Annotated in this window: 8 protein-coding genes and 3 pseudogenes; 2 read left to right on the forward strand and 9 right to left on the reverse strand. The window is 65.9% G+C overall.

Annotated elements, in window-relative coordinates; translation table 11 throughout:
- Nucleotides 1–202: 202 nt before the first annotated feature.
- From FUT88_RS08555 to FUT88_RS08595, 9 genes and pseudogenes are all read right to left on the reverse strand, one after another.
- Nucleotides 203–1120 carry a DUF1571 domain-containing protein gene (locus FUT88_RS08555; protein WP_147214607.1) on the reverse strand — a complete coding sequence of 306 codons (918 nt, stop codon included), beginning with the start codon at nucleotides 1118–1120 and terminating at the stop codon, nucleotides 203–205.
- A gap of 20 nt (nucleotides 1121–1140) precedes the next feature.
- Nucleotides 1141–2880 carry an AMP-binding protein gene (locus FUT88_RS08560; RefSeq protein ID WP_147214608.1) on the reverse strand — a complete coding sequence of 580 codons (1740 nt, stop codon included), beginning with the start codon at nucleotides 2878–2880 and terminating at the stop codon, nucleotides 1141–1143.
- Between the two features lie 87 nt (nucleotides 2881–2967).
- The gene (locus FUT88_RS08565) at nucleotides 2968–4287 is read right to left on the reverse strand and encodes an acetyl-CoA C-acetyltransferase (RefSeq protein WP_147214609.1); all 1320 of its coding nucleotides are present in this window, start codon (nucleotides 4285–4287) and stop codon (nucleotides 2968–2970) included.
- Between the two features lie 4 nt (nucleotides 4288–4291).
- Nucleotides 4292–5212: a MaoC/PaaZ C-terminal domain-containing protein gene (locus tag FUT88_RS08570; protein ID WP_147214610.1), complete on the reverse strand. Its 921-nt coding sequence runs from the start codon at nucleotides 5210–5212 to the stop codon at nucleotides 4292–4294.
- A gap of 7 nt (nucleotides 5213–5219) precedes the next feature.
- Nucleotides 5220–6633 (reverse strand): annotated as a pseudogene (locus FUT88_RS08575) (3-oxoacyl-ACP reductase).
- A gap of 32 nt (nucleotides 6634–6665) precedes the next feature.
- Nucleotides 6666–9176 (reverse strand): acyl-CoA dehydrogenase, encoded by a 2511-nt coding sequence (locus FUT88_RS08580; protein WP_147214611.1) that lies wholly within the window; start codon nucleotides 9174–9176, stop codon nucleotides 6666–6668.
- 117 nt (nucleotides 9177–9293) lie between these two features.
- Nucleotides 9294–10348, reverse strand: a pseudogene (locus FUT88_RS08585) (TetR/AcrR family transcriptional regulator).
- A 257-nt stretch (nucleotides 10349–10605) separates the two neighbouring features.
- A pseudogene (locus tag FUT88_RS08590) lies at nucleotides 10606–11639 on the reverse strand (histone deacetylase family protein).
- A 25-nt stretch (nucleotides 11640–11664) separates the two neighbouring features.
- Nucleotides 11665–12972 carry an MFS transporter gene (locus FUT88_RS08595; protein ID WP_147214612.1) on the reverse strand — a complete coding sequence of 436 codons (1308 nt, stop codon included), beginning with the start codon at nucleotides 12970–12972 and terminating at the stop codon, nucleotides 11665–11667.
- A 130-nt stretch (nucleotides 12973–13102) separates the two neighbouring features.
- On the opposite strand from FUT88_RS08595, the gene FUT88_RS08600 reads away from it, so the two are divergent.
- Both FUT88_RS08600 and FUT88_RS08605 read left to right on the forward strand, forming a co-directional pair.
- Entirely contained in the window at nucleotides 13103–14107 is a 1005-nt protein-coding gene (locus FUT88_RS08600) for a LysR family transcriptional regulator (protein ID WP_147214613.1), read from the forward strand.
- A 131-nt stretch (nucleotides 14108–14238) separates the two neighbouring features.
- A partial coding sequence (locus tag FUT88_RS08605) for a DEAD/DEAH box helicase (RefSeq protein WP_147214614.1) occupies nucleotides 14239–15158 on the forward strand: 920 nt, incomplete at its 3' end.

Genomic DNA, 15158 nt, shown 5'->3' on the forward strand with positions numbered 1-15158 from the left:
TCTCTGGATGGGATTGTTATCACGCCTTGGTGTGGCGATTTGTGTTTCCTCAGCATAACGCAGCGCTTTTGTTCGGTTGCGCTGCGATGATCGAAGTTTTCCTCTAGCGTGTACGCACGCAACAAGGGGTTTCCCCTAGTCTCGTTTCATACTCTGCACCGGTCGGCGGAGCCTTGGCCCACAACGGTCTGCGGGCGGCAGCCTAAAATTTGTATTCCGGATTTTTGGGATTGAAAGTCTGGTCGTTCCAGGTCTTGCGCGTCACGCTTTCAATGACGATTTTCTCGAGCTGATTGCCCGATTCGTCCCACGCTTCTTCAATGCGCACCCACGGGTTTTTCAGGTCGAAATACAGGCGCACGCGCTTGGCGTAGAACGTGGGCGGGCCGCTTGGCGCATCCCAGGTCAGCCGAAGCATCCGCTCACCGTCTTCGGTCACCATCTTGGCTTCATTGAACTTGCCGCTGCCGCCGGTTGCCACGTGGGCGCGTCCGTCGCGCTCGACCGAGTCGACGATGAACTGCAGCCCAAGCTCGCGCGCCGTGTGGTTCGACTGCGATTTGGCCAGCGAGCCATCCAGCGCACTCCAGATCGCCACGAAACCGACAAGCCCGCCAAGGTGGCCGTACATCTCGTCTTTGCGTACGGTTTCGTCGTAGATGATCTCCTGGCCGGCGTGCGCACCGCCCTTGAGCCAGCGCGCGTAGACCTGGCGAGGTGCGTTGCGGTAGCGGATCAGCATGAGCGCCGGCTGGCTCTGCCATTGGTTTTTCACGCGTTCCTGGCGGCGCATGCGGTATTCATACTCGGGCAGCTTGGCCACTTCGGCCTTGAGCCAACGCACCAGCGTTTCGGGCTTCATGGCCTGCGCCATGGCGAGGACGTCTTCGTCGGACCAGGCCGCAAACGCGTTGGCGTTGACCTGGCTGGTGAGCCACGCCGTCTGCCTGGCGATGTCCATGGCGGCAAAGCTGCCGATGGCCGCCGATTGCGGTGCGGTGGTCGGTGCGGTGGTCGGTGCGGCCGCGGCAGGCGCCGAAGCCTCGGGCGCTGCAGGCTGGGCCCAGGCGTGCGCGGCGCCGGCCAGCACCGTGGCCAGGGCGAGGGTACGCAATTGCATACGGGTCTCCGGTGTTGGCGTTATTGCTGCGCCTGCGCACGGGCGCGCTTGATGTCAGGGTCGGCATCGCGCAACTCGCGGCGCAGGATCTTGCCCACCGTCGACTTGGGCAGCTCTTCGTGGCGGAACTCGACGATGCGCGGCATCTTGTAGCCGGTCAGATGCGCGCGGCAGTGTTCGAGCAGCGCGGGCTCCGTCAGCGCGCCGGTGCGCGGCACCACGATGATCTTCACGCGCTCGCCCGCCACCGGATCGGGCACGCCAATCGCCGCCACTTCCAGCACTTCAGGATGCAGCGCCACCACGTCTTCGATTTCGTTCGGGTACACGTTGAAGCCCGAGACCAGGATCATGTCCTTCTTGCGGTCGATCAGGCGGATGTAGCCGTTGGCGTCCATCACCCCGATGTCGCCGGTGGAGAACCAGCCTTCGGCGTCGATGGATTTGGCGGTCTCCTCGGGGCGCTGCCAGTAGCCGCGCATGACCTGCGGCCCACGCACCTGCAGTTCGCCGGGTTCGCCCAGCGGCGCGATGGTGCCGTCGTCGCGCTTGAAGCGCACTTCGGTGGACGGAGCGGGCAGCCCGATCGTGCCGCTGAATTCGGTCACGTGTGGCGGGTTCATCGACACGACCGGCGAGCATTCCGTCAGCCCGTAGCCTTCAACGATGGTGTGGCCCGTGACTTCCTTCCAGCGCTGCGCAATCGCACGCTGCACCGCCATGCCGCCACCAATGGTGATCTTCATGGCCGAGAAATCGCGCTTGGCGAAGTCCGGATCTTCCAGCAGCGCGTTGAACAGCGTGTTCACGCCGGCAATGCCCGAGAAGCGCTCGTTGCGCAGGATGAAGATCACGCGCTTGGTGTCGCGCGGATTGGCGATCAGGATATTGCGCCCGCCCAGCGTCATGAACATCAGCAGGTTCACCGTGAGCGAGAAGATGTGATACAGCGGCAGCAGCGTGACGTTGGTTTCCACGCCGCCGTTGAGCATGCTCTTGGACCACTCCTCCGCCTGCAGCAGGTTGGCGATGATGTTGCGGTGCGTGAGCATCGCGCCCTTGGCCACGCCCGTGGTGCCGCCGGTGTATTGGAGGAAGGCGATGTCTTCCGGCGCCAGCTGCACCGGTTGCAGCGCGCGTGATCCTCCGGTGGCGAGCGCATCGCGCAGCCAGATCGGCGAGGGCAGCTTGTACGGCGGCACCTGCTTCTGCACGTGGCGCATCACGAAGTTCAGCGCGCGGCCCTTGAGGTTGAGCGCACCGCCCATCAGGTCGCCGATGCCGGTGATGACGATGTTGCGCACCTGGCAGCCGGGCAAAGCCTGCTCCAGCGTGCGCGCGAAGTTCTCCAGCACGACGATCGTTTGTGCGCCGGAATCGCGCAGCTGGTGCGCCAGCTCCGGCACCGTGTACAGCGGGTTGACGTTGACGACGATGGCGCCGGCCAGCAGCGTGCCGAACAGGCACACGGGGTACTGCAGGCTGTTGGGCAGCATGATCGCCACGCGATCGCCCTTCTTCACGCCGCGCGACTGCAGCCACGCCGCAAACTGCTTGGCCTGGCGCTCGCACTCGCCGTACGTCATTTCGGTGCCGACACTTACGTAGGCGACGCGCGTGCGGTACTTCTCCACCGATTCGCGAAACACTTCGACGAGCGAGTGATAGCGATCGGGGTTGATTTCGGCGGGCACGCCTTCGGGGTACGACTTCAGCCAGATGCGATCGGTCAGATTGCTGCGGTCGGCAACGGTGTTCATGGTGTCTCCGTCCATGAAAGACGCGGCGTGGTTTTGTTATGTGCCGCGCGGGTTGGATGAGCGGGCCGTTCCCGTAGGCCCGTCGGTTCAATGCGACATGTTTTCGGGGCGTTCCAGGATGGCGACCACGCCTTGGCCGCCTGCCGCGCAGATCGACACCAGACCGCGCCCGCTGCCGCGCTGCGCCAGCATCTTGGCCAGCGTCGCGACAATGCGCCCGCCCGTGGCGGCAAACGGGTGGCCCGTGCCCAGCGAGCTGCCATTCACGTTCAGCTTGCTGCGGTCGATGCTGCCCATGGGGGCGCTGCGGCCGAGCTTTTCGCGGCAGTATTCCGGCGACTCCCACGCCGCCAGCGTGCACAGCACTTGTGCGGCAAAGGCTTCGTGGATTTCGTAGTAGTCGAAGTCCTGCAGCGTGAGCCCTGCGCGTTGCAGCATGCGCGAGACGGCATAGGCCGGTGCCATCAGCAGCCCTTCGTTTTGCTCGGGCGTGCCGCTGAAGAAATCGACGGCAGCCGTATCCGCGCACGTCATGTAGGCGAGGACGGGCACGTTGTGCGCGCGGGCCCAGTCTTCGCTGGCGAGCAGCACGCACGATGCGCCATCCGTGAGGGGCGTGGAGTTGCCCGCGGTCAGCGTGCCGGCCTCGCTGCGGTCGAAGACCGGCTGCAGCTTCGCCAGTTGCTCGATGGTCAGGTTGCTGCGCAGGTTGTTGTCGCGATCGAGCCCCAGGTGGGCGGTCATCAGGTCGGTGAAGAAGCCGCGCTCGTAGGCGGCCGTGAGGTTGTGGTGGCTGCGCAGGGCCAGCGCGTCCTGGTCTTCGCGGCGAATGCCCCAGCGCTTGGCCATCAGCTCGCAGTGTTCGCCCATCGACAGGCCGGTGCGCGGCTCGCTGTTGCGCGGCAGAAGCGGGCGCACGAACATCGAGGGCCGCAGCCCGGCCAGCGCCTTGACGCGCGCACCGGTGGATTTGGCGCGGTTGGCCTCCAGCAGGATCTTGCGCATCTTCTCGTTCAGACCGACGGGCGCATCGGAGGTGGTGTCCGTGCCGCCGGCAATGCCCACGTCGATCTGCCCCAGCGCGATCTTGTTGGCGACGAGGATGGCGGCTTCCAGCCCCGTGCCGCATGCCTGCTGGATGTCGTATGCGGGCGTCTGCTTGGCGAGCGTGGTGGAGAGCACCGTTTCGCGCGTCAGGTTGAAATCGCGCGCATGCTTGATGACCGCACCCGCCACGACTTCGTCCAGCCGCTGGCCGTGCAGGTTGAAGCGGTCGATCAGGCCCTGCAGCGCGGCGGTCAGCATCTGTTGGTTCGACGCCGTGGCGTAGGCCGTGTTGGAGCGGGCAAACGGAATGCGGTTACCGCCGAGGATGGCGACGCGGCGCACCTGCGCGTTGACGAGCATGGATTCAGTCTCCCGAGTTTTCTTGTTGTGCCTGCGGCAGCGTCAGCATGCCGCGCAGATAGGGTTTGTCGCCCGCGGCGTTGCGCACTTCAAATGCGCGGCCCGGTGTGGCTTCGCGGGCCTGCCACAGCGTCGCCGCCCCGGGCAGCGACAGCGGCGTCTTGAATTCGGCCACCACTTCGCCTTGCGTGAGCGGTGCGGCCGGCAGCAGCGCGGCCAGCGCACGGGCCTTCGTCCACATGCCGTGGGCGATGGGGTGAGCGAAGCCGAACAGCTTCGCGCCGATGGCAGATACGTGGATGGGGTTCCAGTCGCCCGACACGCCGGCGTAGCGTCGGCCGGTATCGGCGGGCACATCCCAGCGGCTGTCGAGCGACAAGTTCTGTGCGCCGGGCAGCGCGATCAACGGTGCGCCTTGCGGAGAAGACACGCCCACGCGCAGATAGGTCGACAGCGATTCCCACACCACCGCGCCGGCCTTGACGATCGCGGTCTCGATGGCGAACGCCTGCCCGCGTGCATGCTGGAACAGCCGGCGCGGGCGCACTTCCACGCGCACGCGCTCGCCAGCCTGCAAACGTTGATGTTGGCGGATCGTGTTGCACAGATGCACCAGGCCGATCACCGGATAGGGAAACGCCGATTCCGTCATCAGCATGAGCTGCAGCGGAAAGCCGAGCAGGTGCGGATACGTCATCGGCACGCCGTGCGCGGGCGAGAATCCGCACACCGCCGCGTACTGGGCGATGTGTTCCGCTTCGAGCGGCACTTCCTGCCGCACCAAGGTGTGGCGCGGGAGCGGGCCGCCGCGCCTGCCTTTGCGTTGCGACAGCAGCGCGCGCCAGGCCAGCGCCCCTGGCGACGGCGGCTCGGTCACCAGCGTCTGCGTCGCGGTCATCGGACAGGACAGGGCCAACGTGCGCATGGTCGTCTCAGGCTCCGAGCAGGCTTTGCCCGCACACGCGCACGATGTTGCCCGTTACGCCATTCGACGCGGGGTTGGCGAACCAGGCAATCGTCTCGGCCACGTCGACGGGCTGACCGCCCTGGCTCATCGCGTTCATGCGGCGGCCGGCTTCGCGGATGGCAAACGGCACGGCTGCGGTCATCTGCGTCTCGATGAAGCCGGGCGCAACGGCGTTGATGGTGATGCCGCGCTCCGCCAGCAACGGTGCGCCAGCCTGCACGAGCCCGATGACGCCGGCCTTGGATGTCGCGTAGTTGGTCTGCCCGAGGTTGCCCGCAATGCCGCTGATGGACGACACGCACACGATGGAACCGCCCGCATGCAGCGCATTGGCCGCAAGCAGCGCGTCGTTGATGCGCAACTGCGCGGCGAGGTTGATATCGAGCACGCTGCGCCACGCGGGTTCGGTCATGCGCGCGATGGTCTTGTCGCGCGTGATGCCGGCGTTGTGCACGAGGATGTCGATGCCGCCCAAGGCAGCAAGTTGCTGCGCGAGCAAAGCGGGCGTTTCGGGCGCGGCAATGTCGTAGGCCATGGCCTCACCACCGATTTCCTTGGCGACCGCGCTCAGCGCTTCCTGCGCGGCGGGCACATCCAGGCACAGGACGCGCGCACCGTCACGCGCCAGCACGTGCGCAATGGCCGCACCGATGCCGCGCGACGCGCCGGTGACCAGCGCGGTGCGCCCCGGCCAGCGGTTTCTGCCAGTCCACCGAAACCGCTGGCGCCCGATGCACGCGCACCACCTGCCCCGATACATACGCCGAGCGTGCCGACAACAGAAAGCGCAGCGTCGATGCCGCTACGTTTTCCGCCCCCTCGGCCACGTAGACGAGCTGCGCCGTGCAGCCGCGCCGGACTTCCTTGCCGAGCGACCGCGTCAGTCCTTCCAGCGCGCGCTGTGCGATCGCGGCCTCGGGCGTCTTGCAGCCCTCCGGCGGACGGCCGATCACGACCACGCGCCCGCAACGGCCGATGGCCCGGACGCCATCGTGGAACACGTGATACAGCGCGTCGAGGCCGTCGACCGTCGCAATGCCCGTGGCATCGAAGACGATGCCGCCAATGCGATCGAACGCCTCGCCTTCTTTGCCCGTGGGGGCGACAAAGCGGCCCGTGATCTGCCCGTGCCGGTTGGCGGCGCCAAGCCATTCCGGATCGCTTTCATGAAAGCGCGTGGGGACGCCCGTCTCGGCAAACAGCGCGGCGAGCGTCTCGCGCATGGAGCCGCCCGGCGCCGCGCCCACCAGGAACGGTCCGACAAATTCCGGTTCGCCGGACACATAACGGCGCAACGGCACGGGCTGCGGCAGGCCGAGGTTGGCCGACAGCCACTTGCCGAAACCGGAGCCGACGAAATCGAGGTACTTGTCTTGCATCGTTGTTGTTGTCGTTGGTCAGGCCCGGACCTTCAGGCTGCGCGGCGCTCGGCGGCCTGCAGTGCATCGAGCGCATCCTTGCGGCGCTGCAGGTCGGCCATCAGGTTGAAGTCGGGCGGGAAGTCATCCACGGCGACCGCGTATTCGCCGAAGCGTGCGTAGTCGCACAGCTGCTTGCGTTCGGCCTCGTCGATGAGGTTTTGTGCCACGGCTTGCGCGGTCCAGGCTTCGAAGTCGGGCAGGCTTTGCGGCACGGGCGGCAGCTTGCCTGCGCGGATGGCCGGTTTCAAGCGTTGCTCGATTGCGTCCACGGCCGGTTGTAGGCGGAAGGCTGCTTCGCCATAGGCGATTGGGTCGACCTCGGGCGTCGGACAGTACGAGTCGGCCAGCAGGCGATCGCGTACGGCGCCCGGTGTCTGCATCAGCTCGGCCACCTGCGCGGCCAGCGCATCGGACGGCTTCCGATACGGTGCACCGAACGGGAAGACCAACGCACGCAGCAGCGCCGCGATGCCCGCGTTCGGGAAGTTGGCCAGCACGCCGTCGAGCGCATCGTGCGCCTTCACCAGCGCGTCCTGCACGGACCAATGCACGAGCGGCGCGTCCTCTGCAGGGCGGCCTTCATCTTCAAAGCGTTTGAGCGTGGAAGAGATCAAGTACATCTGCGAGAGGATGTCGCCCAGCCGCCCGGTGATGCTTTCGCGGCGCTTGAGCGTGCCGCCCAGCGTGAACATCGACACATCCGACAGCAGTGCCAGCGCCGTCGAGAAGCGGTTCACGGCGCGGTAATAGCGCTGCATTTCCGGTGCGGCATTGCCCGGCGCGCTTGCCACGCGCCCGCCGGTGACCGCATGCAGGAAGGCACGCACGAGGTTGCCCGCGATGAATGCGCCGTGGCCGAACAGCGCCGCGTCGAACGCGCGCAGCGTCTCGGGTGAATCGGTGCCTTGCGCGGCCGTCATCTCGCGCAGCACATACGGATGGCAGCGGATCACGCCCTGCCCGAAGATGATCAGGCAGCGCGTCATGATGTTCGCGCCTTCCACCGTGATGGCGATCGGCACTTGCTGATACGCGCGCGCCAGGAAGTTGTTCGGGCCCATGCAGATGCCCTTGCCGCCGACGATGTCCATCGCATCGGTGACCACATCGCGCGCACGTTCGGTGACGTGGTACTTGGCAATGGCGGAGATGACCGAAGGTTTCTCGCCCAGGTCCACGGCCAGCGCAGACAAACGCCGCGCCGCATCCATCATGTACAGGTTGCCGCCCATGCGGCCCAGCGCTTCCTGGATCCCTTCGAACTTGCCGATGGGCGTACGGAACTGGCGTCGCACGGCGGCATAGGCGCCGGTGCTGCGCACGGCCAGCTTGGCCATGCCCACGTTGGACGAGGGCAGCGAAATCGCCCGCCCCGCTGCCAGACATTCCATCAGCATGCGCCAGCCGCGGCCGACCTGCGCCTGGCCGCCGATCACCCAGTCGATGGGGATGAACACGTCCTTGCCGGAGTTCGGGCCGTTCTGGAACACCGCATTGAGCGGCCAATGGCGGCGGCCGATGTTCACGCCCGGATGCTTCGTCGGGATGAGCGCGCAGGTAATGCCGGGCTCCTTGTCGCCACCGAGCAAGCCATCCGGATCGACTGCGCGAAACGCCAGCCCCAGCACCGTGGCGATGGGGCCGAGCGTGATGTAGCGCTTGCTCCATGTCACGCGAAAGCCGAGCGTCTCGCGGCCTTCGTGCATGCCGCGGCAGACCACGCCCACATCGGGAATGGCGGCGGCGTCGGAGCCGGCATACGCGTTGGTCAGCGCAAAGCAGGGGATTTCTTCACCGCGTGCGAGGCGCGGCAGGTAATGGTTCTTCTGCGCTTCGGTGCCGTAGTGCAGCAGCAGCTCGGCCGGCCCGAGCGAGTTGGGCACCATGACCGACACGGCTGCAGCCGAGCAGCGCGTCGACAGCTTCATGATGACCTGCGAATGCGCGTATGCCGAGAACCCTTTGCCGCCGTATTCCTTCGGGATGATCATGCCCAGGAAGCCGGCGCGCTTCGCATAGTCCCAAGCCTCGGGCGACAGGTCCTGCCAGATCTGCGTGCTTTCCCAATCGTTGGCAAGGTCGCAGAGTTTTTCGGTTTCGACGTCGAGGAAGGATTGCTCTTCCGCCGACAGCCGCGGCGGCGGCGAAGACAGCAGCCGCGACCAATTGGGCCGTCCCGAGAACAGCTCCGCATCCCACCAGACCGTGCCCGCTTCAATGGCGTCGCGCTCCGTTTGCGACATCTCCGGCATGATGTTGCGGAACATCGCCAGCACGGGGCGCGTGATGATCGCCCGGCGCAGCGGCTTGAGCGCCAGCACCAACGCGGGCAGCACAAACACGATGGCGAGCACCGTCGTCATCACCGGCCCCACGAGGCCCAGCCAGGCACCCGCGACGAGGCACACAGCCGTTGCAACCAGCCAGGCGAATGCCGAGGCTTCCATGCTGGCGAGGGCAAGCCCGCCGATGCAAAGCAGGACGATCCAGATCGTCGTCATGAGGGTCTCCATTCGATGCGTTGATGTGCCGGATGTCTCGAACATGCGGCGGCACCTGTCGAATGCCGGAGCGACTCCCGTGCCTGCACACGGGAGCGCTGCGCGGCGCCTGCGTTGTCAGGCGTTGGGGCTGCGCCAGGGGCGCATCGGGTTGGCCGGGAAGATGGCGCGTGCTGCGTTGCTCCGGCGAATGGCCAATGCCCGGGTGCGGGCGGTGGGGGCTGGGCCGTCGCCGTCGTCGCCATGAGAATCGTCGTGCTCGTCGGCGCCCAGATCGTCGTGCTCGTCTGCGGCATCGTCGGCGCTGGCGCGTGCGGGTGTGCGGCCGAACAGGTCGCCGACAAAGGGCGACGCGGCGCTGGGCGTCGCGCTGCGTTCGGTGCTGCGGCCATTGCCGTGCCCGGCGTGGCGACCGGAACCGCCGTTACCGCTGTCGTTGCCGCTGGGCGCATCGTCGGCCAGGGCTACGGGCGTGGGTACCTGCGCTTCGGCCAATTCGACCACCTGGTCGAGCGCGCCGGCCTCGCCGGGCAGCGGGGCGTTGAGCGTGGCCACCACCAGCGCCGTCAGGCGGCCAGCAGCGAGGCATCGTTCATCGTCTTGCCCTGCGTGAACAGCGGCAGCAGGTTGTTGAGGTCGTCGCCGGCCAGCACGCCGGCCAGCGCCTTGAGCGCAAAGTGCAGACGCCAGCCGAGTTCAGCACGCGGCAGGTGCGGCAGCGCACGCGAGAAGGCTTCGAAGAAGCGATCGAACACCAGCGCGTAGTGGCCCAGCAGATAGTTCTGCACGAACGGCGAGGTGTCGGAATACACGCGCCCCATCAACCGCAGGAACGCGGGGCCGCCGGTGTCGGGGTTGCGCGCCATCTGCAGCGCCGGCACAAACAGCGCGCCGAGCACGTGGTCGCAAGTGAGCTGTTCCTTCGTCCAGCGTTCTTCGCACGCGGTCAGCAACGCCAGCCGGCGCGTGTTGAGCGGGTCGAGCCGCCGGCCCAGCACCGACTGCATCAACGCTTCCTTGCTGCCGAAGTGATAGTTGACCGCTGCCAGATTGACCTTGGCGCGCGCCGTGATCTGCCGCAACGACATCGCCTCGTAACCGAACTCGATGAACAGCAGTTCGGTGGCTTCCAGAATGCGGCCCTTGGTGTCTCCTGCTCCAGGACGTCCCATGTCTCCTACCTCGTTTTTTTAGGCCTGATATCGGGGTCGATTGCTGCGGTGCAGCGCTCGAACGTACGATTCAAACGTGTGTATGGGGTTGCCCGGGCATGTTAGGAACAGACGTTTGAAAACGCCAAGTGCCCAATTCGAGCAAGGACTCTAGAGATGGGGAGGTTGCCCCGGCAGCGTATAAAACGCCGGGGCCTGGAGGTGAGTGGGCGCAAACATCCAAAAGCCTAAAGGGGCGTTTGCGCCGTGGTGCGGGCTCAGCCTGCCGGCTGATGGGGCGTCTTCAAGCCGCCGAAGAATGCGGCTGCGTTTTGTGCAAGGGTGGGGAGGTGATACCCGCCTTCCTGGACGACCAGCGTTGGCAGTCCAATCGCGCCGACGGCTTGGCCAAGCGGCCGAAGCCCTGCGTCGAAACGTCCACCTGCGATTGCGGATCTTCGCGATAGATGTCGAAGCCGAGCGACAGCACCAGCGCGTCGGGCTGAAAGTGTTCGAGTGCGGCAATCGCATCGCCGAGCTTGTCGAAGAACACCGATTCGGGCGAGCGGTGCGGCATCGGCAGGTTCACGTTCAGCCCGAGGCCGTCGCCCGTGCCGCGCTCGTCGTCAAAGCCGGCAACCACCGGATAGAAGTTGGTCGGATCGCCATGAATGGACACGTACAGCACGTCGGCACGGTCGTAGAAAATCTCCTGGATGCCCTGACCGTGGTGCATGTCGGTGTCGAGGATGGCGACGCGCTTGAATTTGCGCCGCAGCACTTGCGCGGCCACGGCGGCGTTGTTCAGGTAGCAGAAGCCGCCGGCTGCCTCGCGGCGCGCGTGATGGCCGGGCGGGCGGCACAGCGCGTAGGCCATGCGCTCGCCATTGAGGATGGCTTGCGCGCCGGCCGCCGCGCTTTGCGCCGACCAGTACGCCGATCGCCACGTGTTCTCGCCGACGGGGCAACTGCCGTCCGCCAGATAGCGCGCGGCCTGGGCCAGCACGCCGCGCAGCGCATTCGGCTCGCGCACGAAGATGTTGGACATGACTTCGTCGCCCCAGTCTTCGGGCAGGCGTTGCCAGTCGGCATGGGCGTCCTGGAGGAAGCGCAGATAGGGCTCGCCGTGCACGGCGGTGAGCGGCGCAATGCCGTGGTCTTCGGGCCGCGCAATGGTGAAGCCGAGATCGCGCGCCGCCTGCAGCAAATTCAGCGCACGCTCGGGCACTTCCTGCGGCGTGCGCATCTTGCCGCGCGAGTAGTAGCTCTGCGGATGGTGCAGAAGCTGTTCAGGATGAAAGAACGTCAGCATGGGTGAAACAGGGTGGGGAAAACCGTTATGCGCCGACGGTGTCGCCGGCCGTTGCGCGACCGCGCTGGCGCCCATCGATGGCCGCGATACACAGCAGTGAGATACCGGCGAGCAGCGTGTAGAACATCGCCAGCGGCCACCATTCGCCATGGAAGCGCTGTGCGAGGATGGTGCCGACCAGCGGCGTCAGCCCGCCCGCCACCGCGCCGCAGACTTGGTATGACAGCGAGATCGCCGAGTACCGCACGCGCGTCTCGAACACGCCGGAAACGAAGCCCGCAATCACCGAATAGAAGCTCGCCATGCACACCACGGCCAGCGCAATCCCCAGCACCATCAGCGGAGCCTGGCGCGTCTGCACCAGCAGGAACATGGGGTACGGCGATGCCATCGCCATCAACGCCATCAGCTTGAGGAAGCGTGCGCCGCCAAGCTTCTCCGCCAGCCATGCCGCCAGCGGCTGCGCGAGAAACTGGATGAACGCCACCACGAAGAGGCAATCGAGAATCAGCGTTTTCGACAGCGACAGATACTGCGTCGTGTACGCGATCATGAACGTGTTGGTGAAGTACACGCCGGCAATGCCGATGGTGTTGGCGCCAATGCACAGCAGCACCGGCACGCGCGCCGTGCGCCAGACTTCGGCGATCGGCAGCTTGGCCGTCTTGCGCTGCGCCTGCACCTGCGCAAACTCGGGCGACTCGTTCACACCCAGGCGGATCGCCACGCCCACGAGCAGCAGCACCGCGCTGGCAAGGAACGGCAGACGCCAGCCCCAGTCCATGAATGCGTCTTTCTCCATCGACGTGACGAGCCGGAAAGCCAGCAGCGAGAGAATCAACCCAGCCGGGCTGCCGAGCTGCGCGAACGACGCGAAGAACGTGCGACGGCCCTTGGGCGCGTGTTCACCCGCCATCAGTACCGCGCCGCCCCATTCGCCGCCGACCGCAACGCCCTGCACCACACGCAGCAGCACCAGCAGCACGGGCGCAAGCGCACCGGCGGTGGCATACGTCGGCAGCAGGCCGATGCCGATCGTCGCCAGGCCCATCATCGTGAGCGTGATCATCAGCGCCTTCTTGCGGCCGATGCGGTCGCCCCAGTGGCCGAACACGATGCCGCCCAGCGGCCGCGCGAAAAAGCCGACGGCAAACGTGCCGAACGAAGCGAGCGTGCTGAGGAACGGATCACCACCCGGAAAGAAGAGTGGCCCGAACACGAGCGCAGCGGCGGTAGCGTAGATGTAGAAGTCGTACCACTCGATCATGGTGCCGACAAAGGCGGCGGTGGCCGCACGCGCAGGCTGGCGCCCGCCGGGTTGAGACGGTTGCATGGTGTAGCTCCTCACAGGTTTTTTTAGCCCGCCGCTTCAAGGCGACGATGCGTGTTTATTGCCGGTTGACGGGTATTAGTCAAATTCTGAATACTTATTGTTTGTATAAGTTGGACTCATATTCCCCGCCATGGACCCGTCCGCTCTTGATCCCGCCCTCGTCAGCGACCGGCTCGACTGGAATCTGCTGCGCACCTTTCTCACGATCGTCCACGAGCGCAGCATCAGCCGTGCGGCGGTGCGGCTGCACATCACGCAGCCGGCGGTCAGCCTCGCGCTGCGGCGGCTCGAAGATCAGCTTGGCCACACGCTCATCGAGCGGCGTGGCTCTCACTTTCGCCTCACGCGCGTCGGCGAAGACGTATTGCGCATCGCCGCCGACGTCTACGGCAATGTCGCGCGGCTCGGCTCGGAGCTTGGCGAACCGCAAGACGATGTGAGCGGCGTGCTGCATCTGCTGACCGTCAGCCGCATCCAATCCGGCGTGTACGACGAATGCCTGGCGGCGTTTCACCGACATCACCCGCGCGTGGATCTGCAGGTGGAAGTCATGCGCAGCACGGACATCCTCGATGCACTCGCGCAAAAGCGCGCGGGCATTGGGCTTAGCCTGTGCCGCACGCCGAGCGAAAAGCTCGAGCGGCAACTGTTCCTGCGCCAGCGCTACGCCGTGTTCTGCGGGCGGCACCATCGGTTGTTCGGGCGGACGGGCCTGTCGATCAGTGACTTGCTCGGTGAAAACTTTGTCTCGTTCATGAGCGACCAATTGGGCGATGCGCTGTCGCCGCTCGCGGTGTTTCGCGATCAGCAGGGATTCACCGGCCGCATCGTCGCCACGTCGCCGAGCCTGGACGAGATCAAGCGGCTCGTGTTTGCGGGCTATGGGATCGGCTGCCTGCCGGAGCACATCGTGGCGGACGATCTGGCCCAGCAGCGCTTGTGGCGGCTGCCGCCAGAAGAAGGCGTTGCCGACATCGACCTGTACCTGATGTGGCACAGGGAGCGCCGTCTGGCCCCGGCCGAAGAAGCGTTCCTGGCGCATTTCCGGCGGTATATGGCGCGGTATTCGCTGGCGGAACGGTTGGGCGATGTGGTGAATGCGCCCTTGGCGGCATTGCGGGCACCGGTGGGGTAAACACCATCACCTGTTAAACTAGCGCCCTTCTTGCAGTCCCCGGGGTCCAGTCGCCCCGTCACCTACCCAGGCTTTGTCCACGATTGGCGCACGAACGAATGCGCGGGACACGCCGGTCCAATCGCTTTTCCATGTCGTTTTCCGAACTCGGCTTGTCAGACAAGCTGGTACGTGCCGTGGCCGAACTCGGCTACGCAGAACCCACTCCGATTCAACGCCAGGCCATCCCCGCCATCCTCAAGGGCGGTGACCTGCTCGCCGGTGCACAGACCGGCACCGGCAAGACCGCCGGTTTCACGCTGCCGTTGCTGCACCGCCTGTCTGCATCGCAGCCCAATAAGGTGCAGACGCCGCAGGGCATGCGCTTCCCGATCCGTGCGCTGGTGCTGACGCCCACGCGGGAGCTTGCCGCGCAGGTGGAAGAAAGCGTGCGCGCCTATGGCAAATATCTGCCGCTGAAGTCGATGGTGATGTTCGGCGGCGTCGGCATCAACCCGCAGATCGATGCGCTCAAGCGTGGTGTCGATATCGTCGTCGCCACGCCGGGCCGCCTTCTCGACCACGTCGGTCAGCGCACCATCGACCTGTCGCACATTGAACTGCTGGTGCTGGACGAAGCCGATCGCATGCTGGACATGGGCTTCATCCACGACATCCGCAAGATCCTCAACATCCTGCCGCCGAAGCGTCAGAACCTGCTGTTCTCGGCAACGTTCTCCGACGACATTCGCGAACTGGCCGACCGTCTGCTCGACAAGCCGGCGCTGATTGAAGTCGCGCGCCGCAACACGACGGCCGAGACGGTCGAGCAACGCATCTATCCGGTCGACCGCGAGCGCAAGCGCGAACTGCTCGCCAAGCTTGTGCGCGACAACGACTGGCACCAGGTGCTGGTCTTCACGCGCACCAAGCACGGCGCGAACCGCCTGGCCGAGCAGCTCACGCGCGACGGCATCCCCGCGCTGGCCATTCACGGTAACAAAAGCCAATCGGCGCGCACGCGCGCGCTGACGGAGTTCAAGGCCGGGACGCTGCGCGTGCTGGTGGCCAC

Source organism: Ralstonia sp. TCR112 (assembly GCF_007997035.1).
In the GTDB taxonomy this organism is placed as follows: Bacteria; Pseudomonadota; Gammaproteobacteria; order Burkholderiales; family Burkholderiaceae; genus Ralstonia; species Ralstonia edaphi.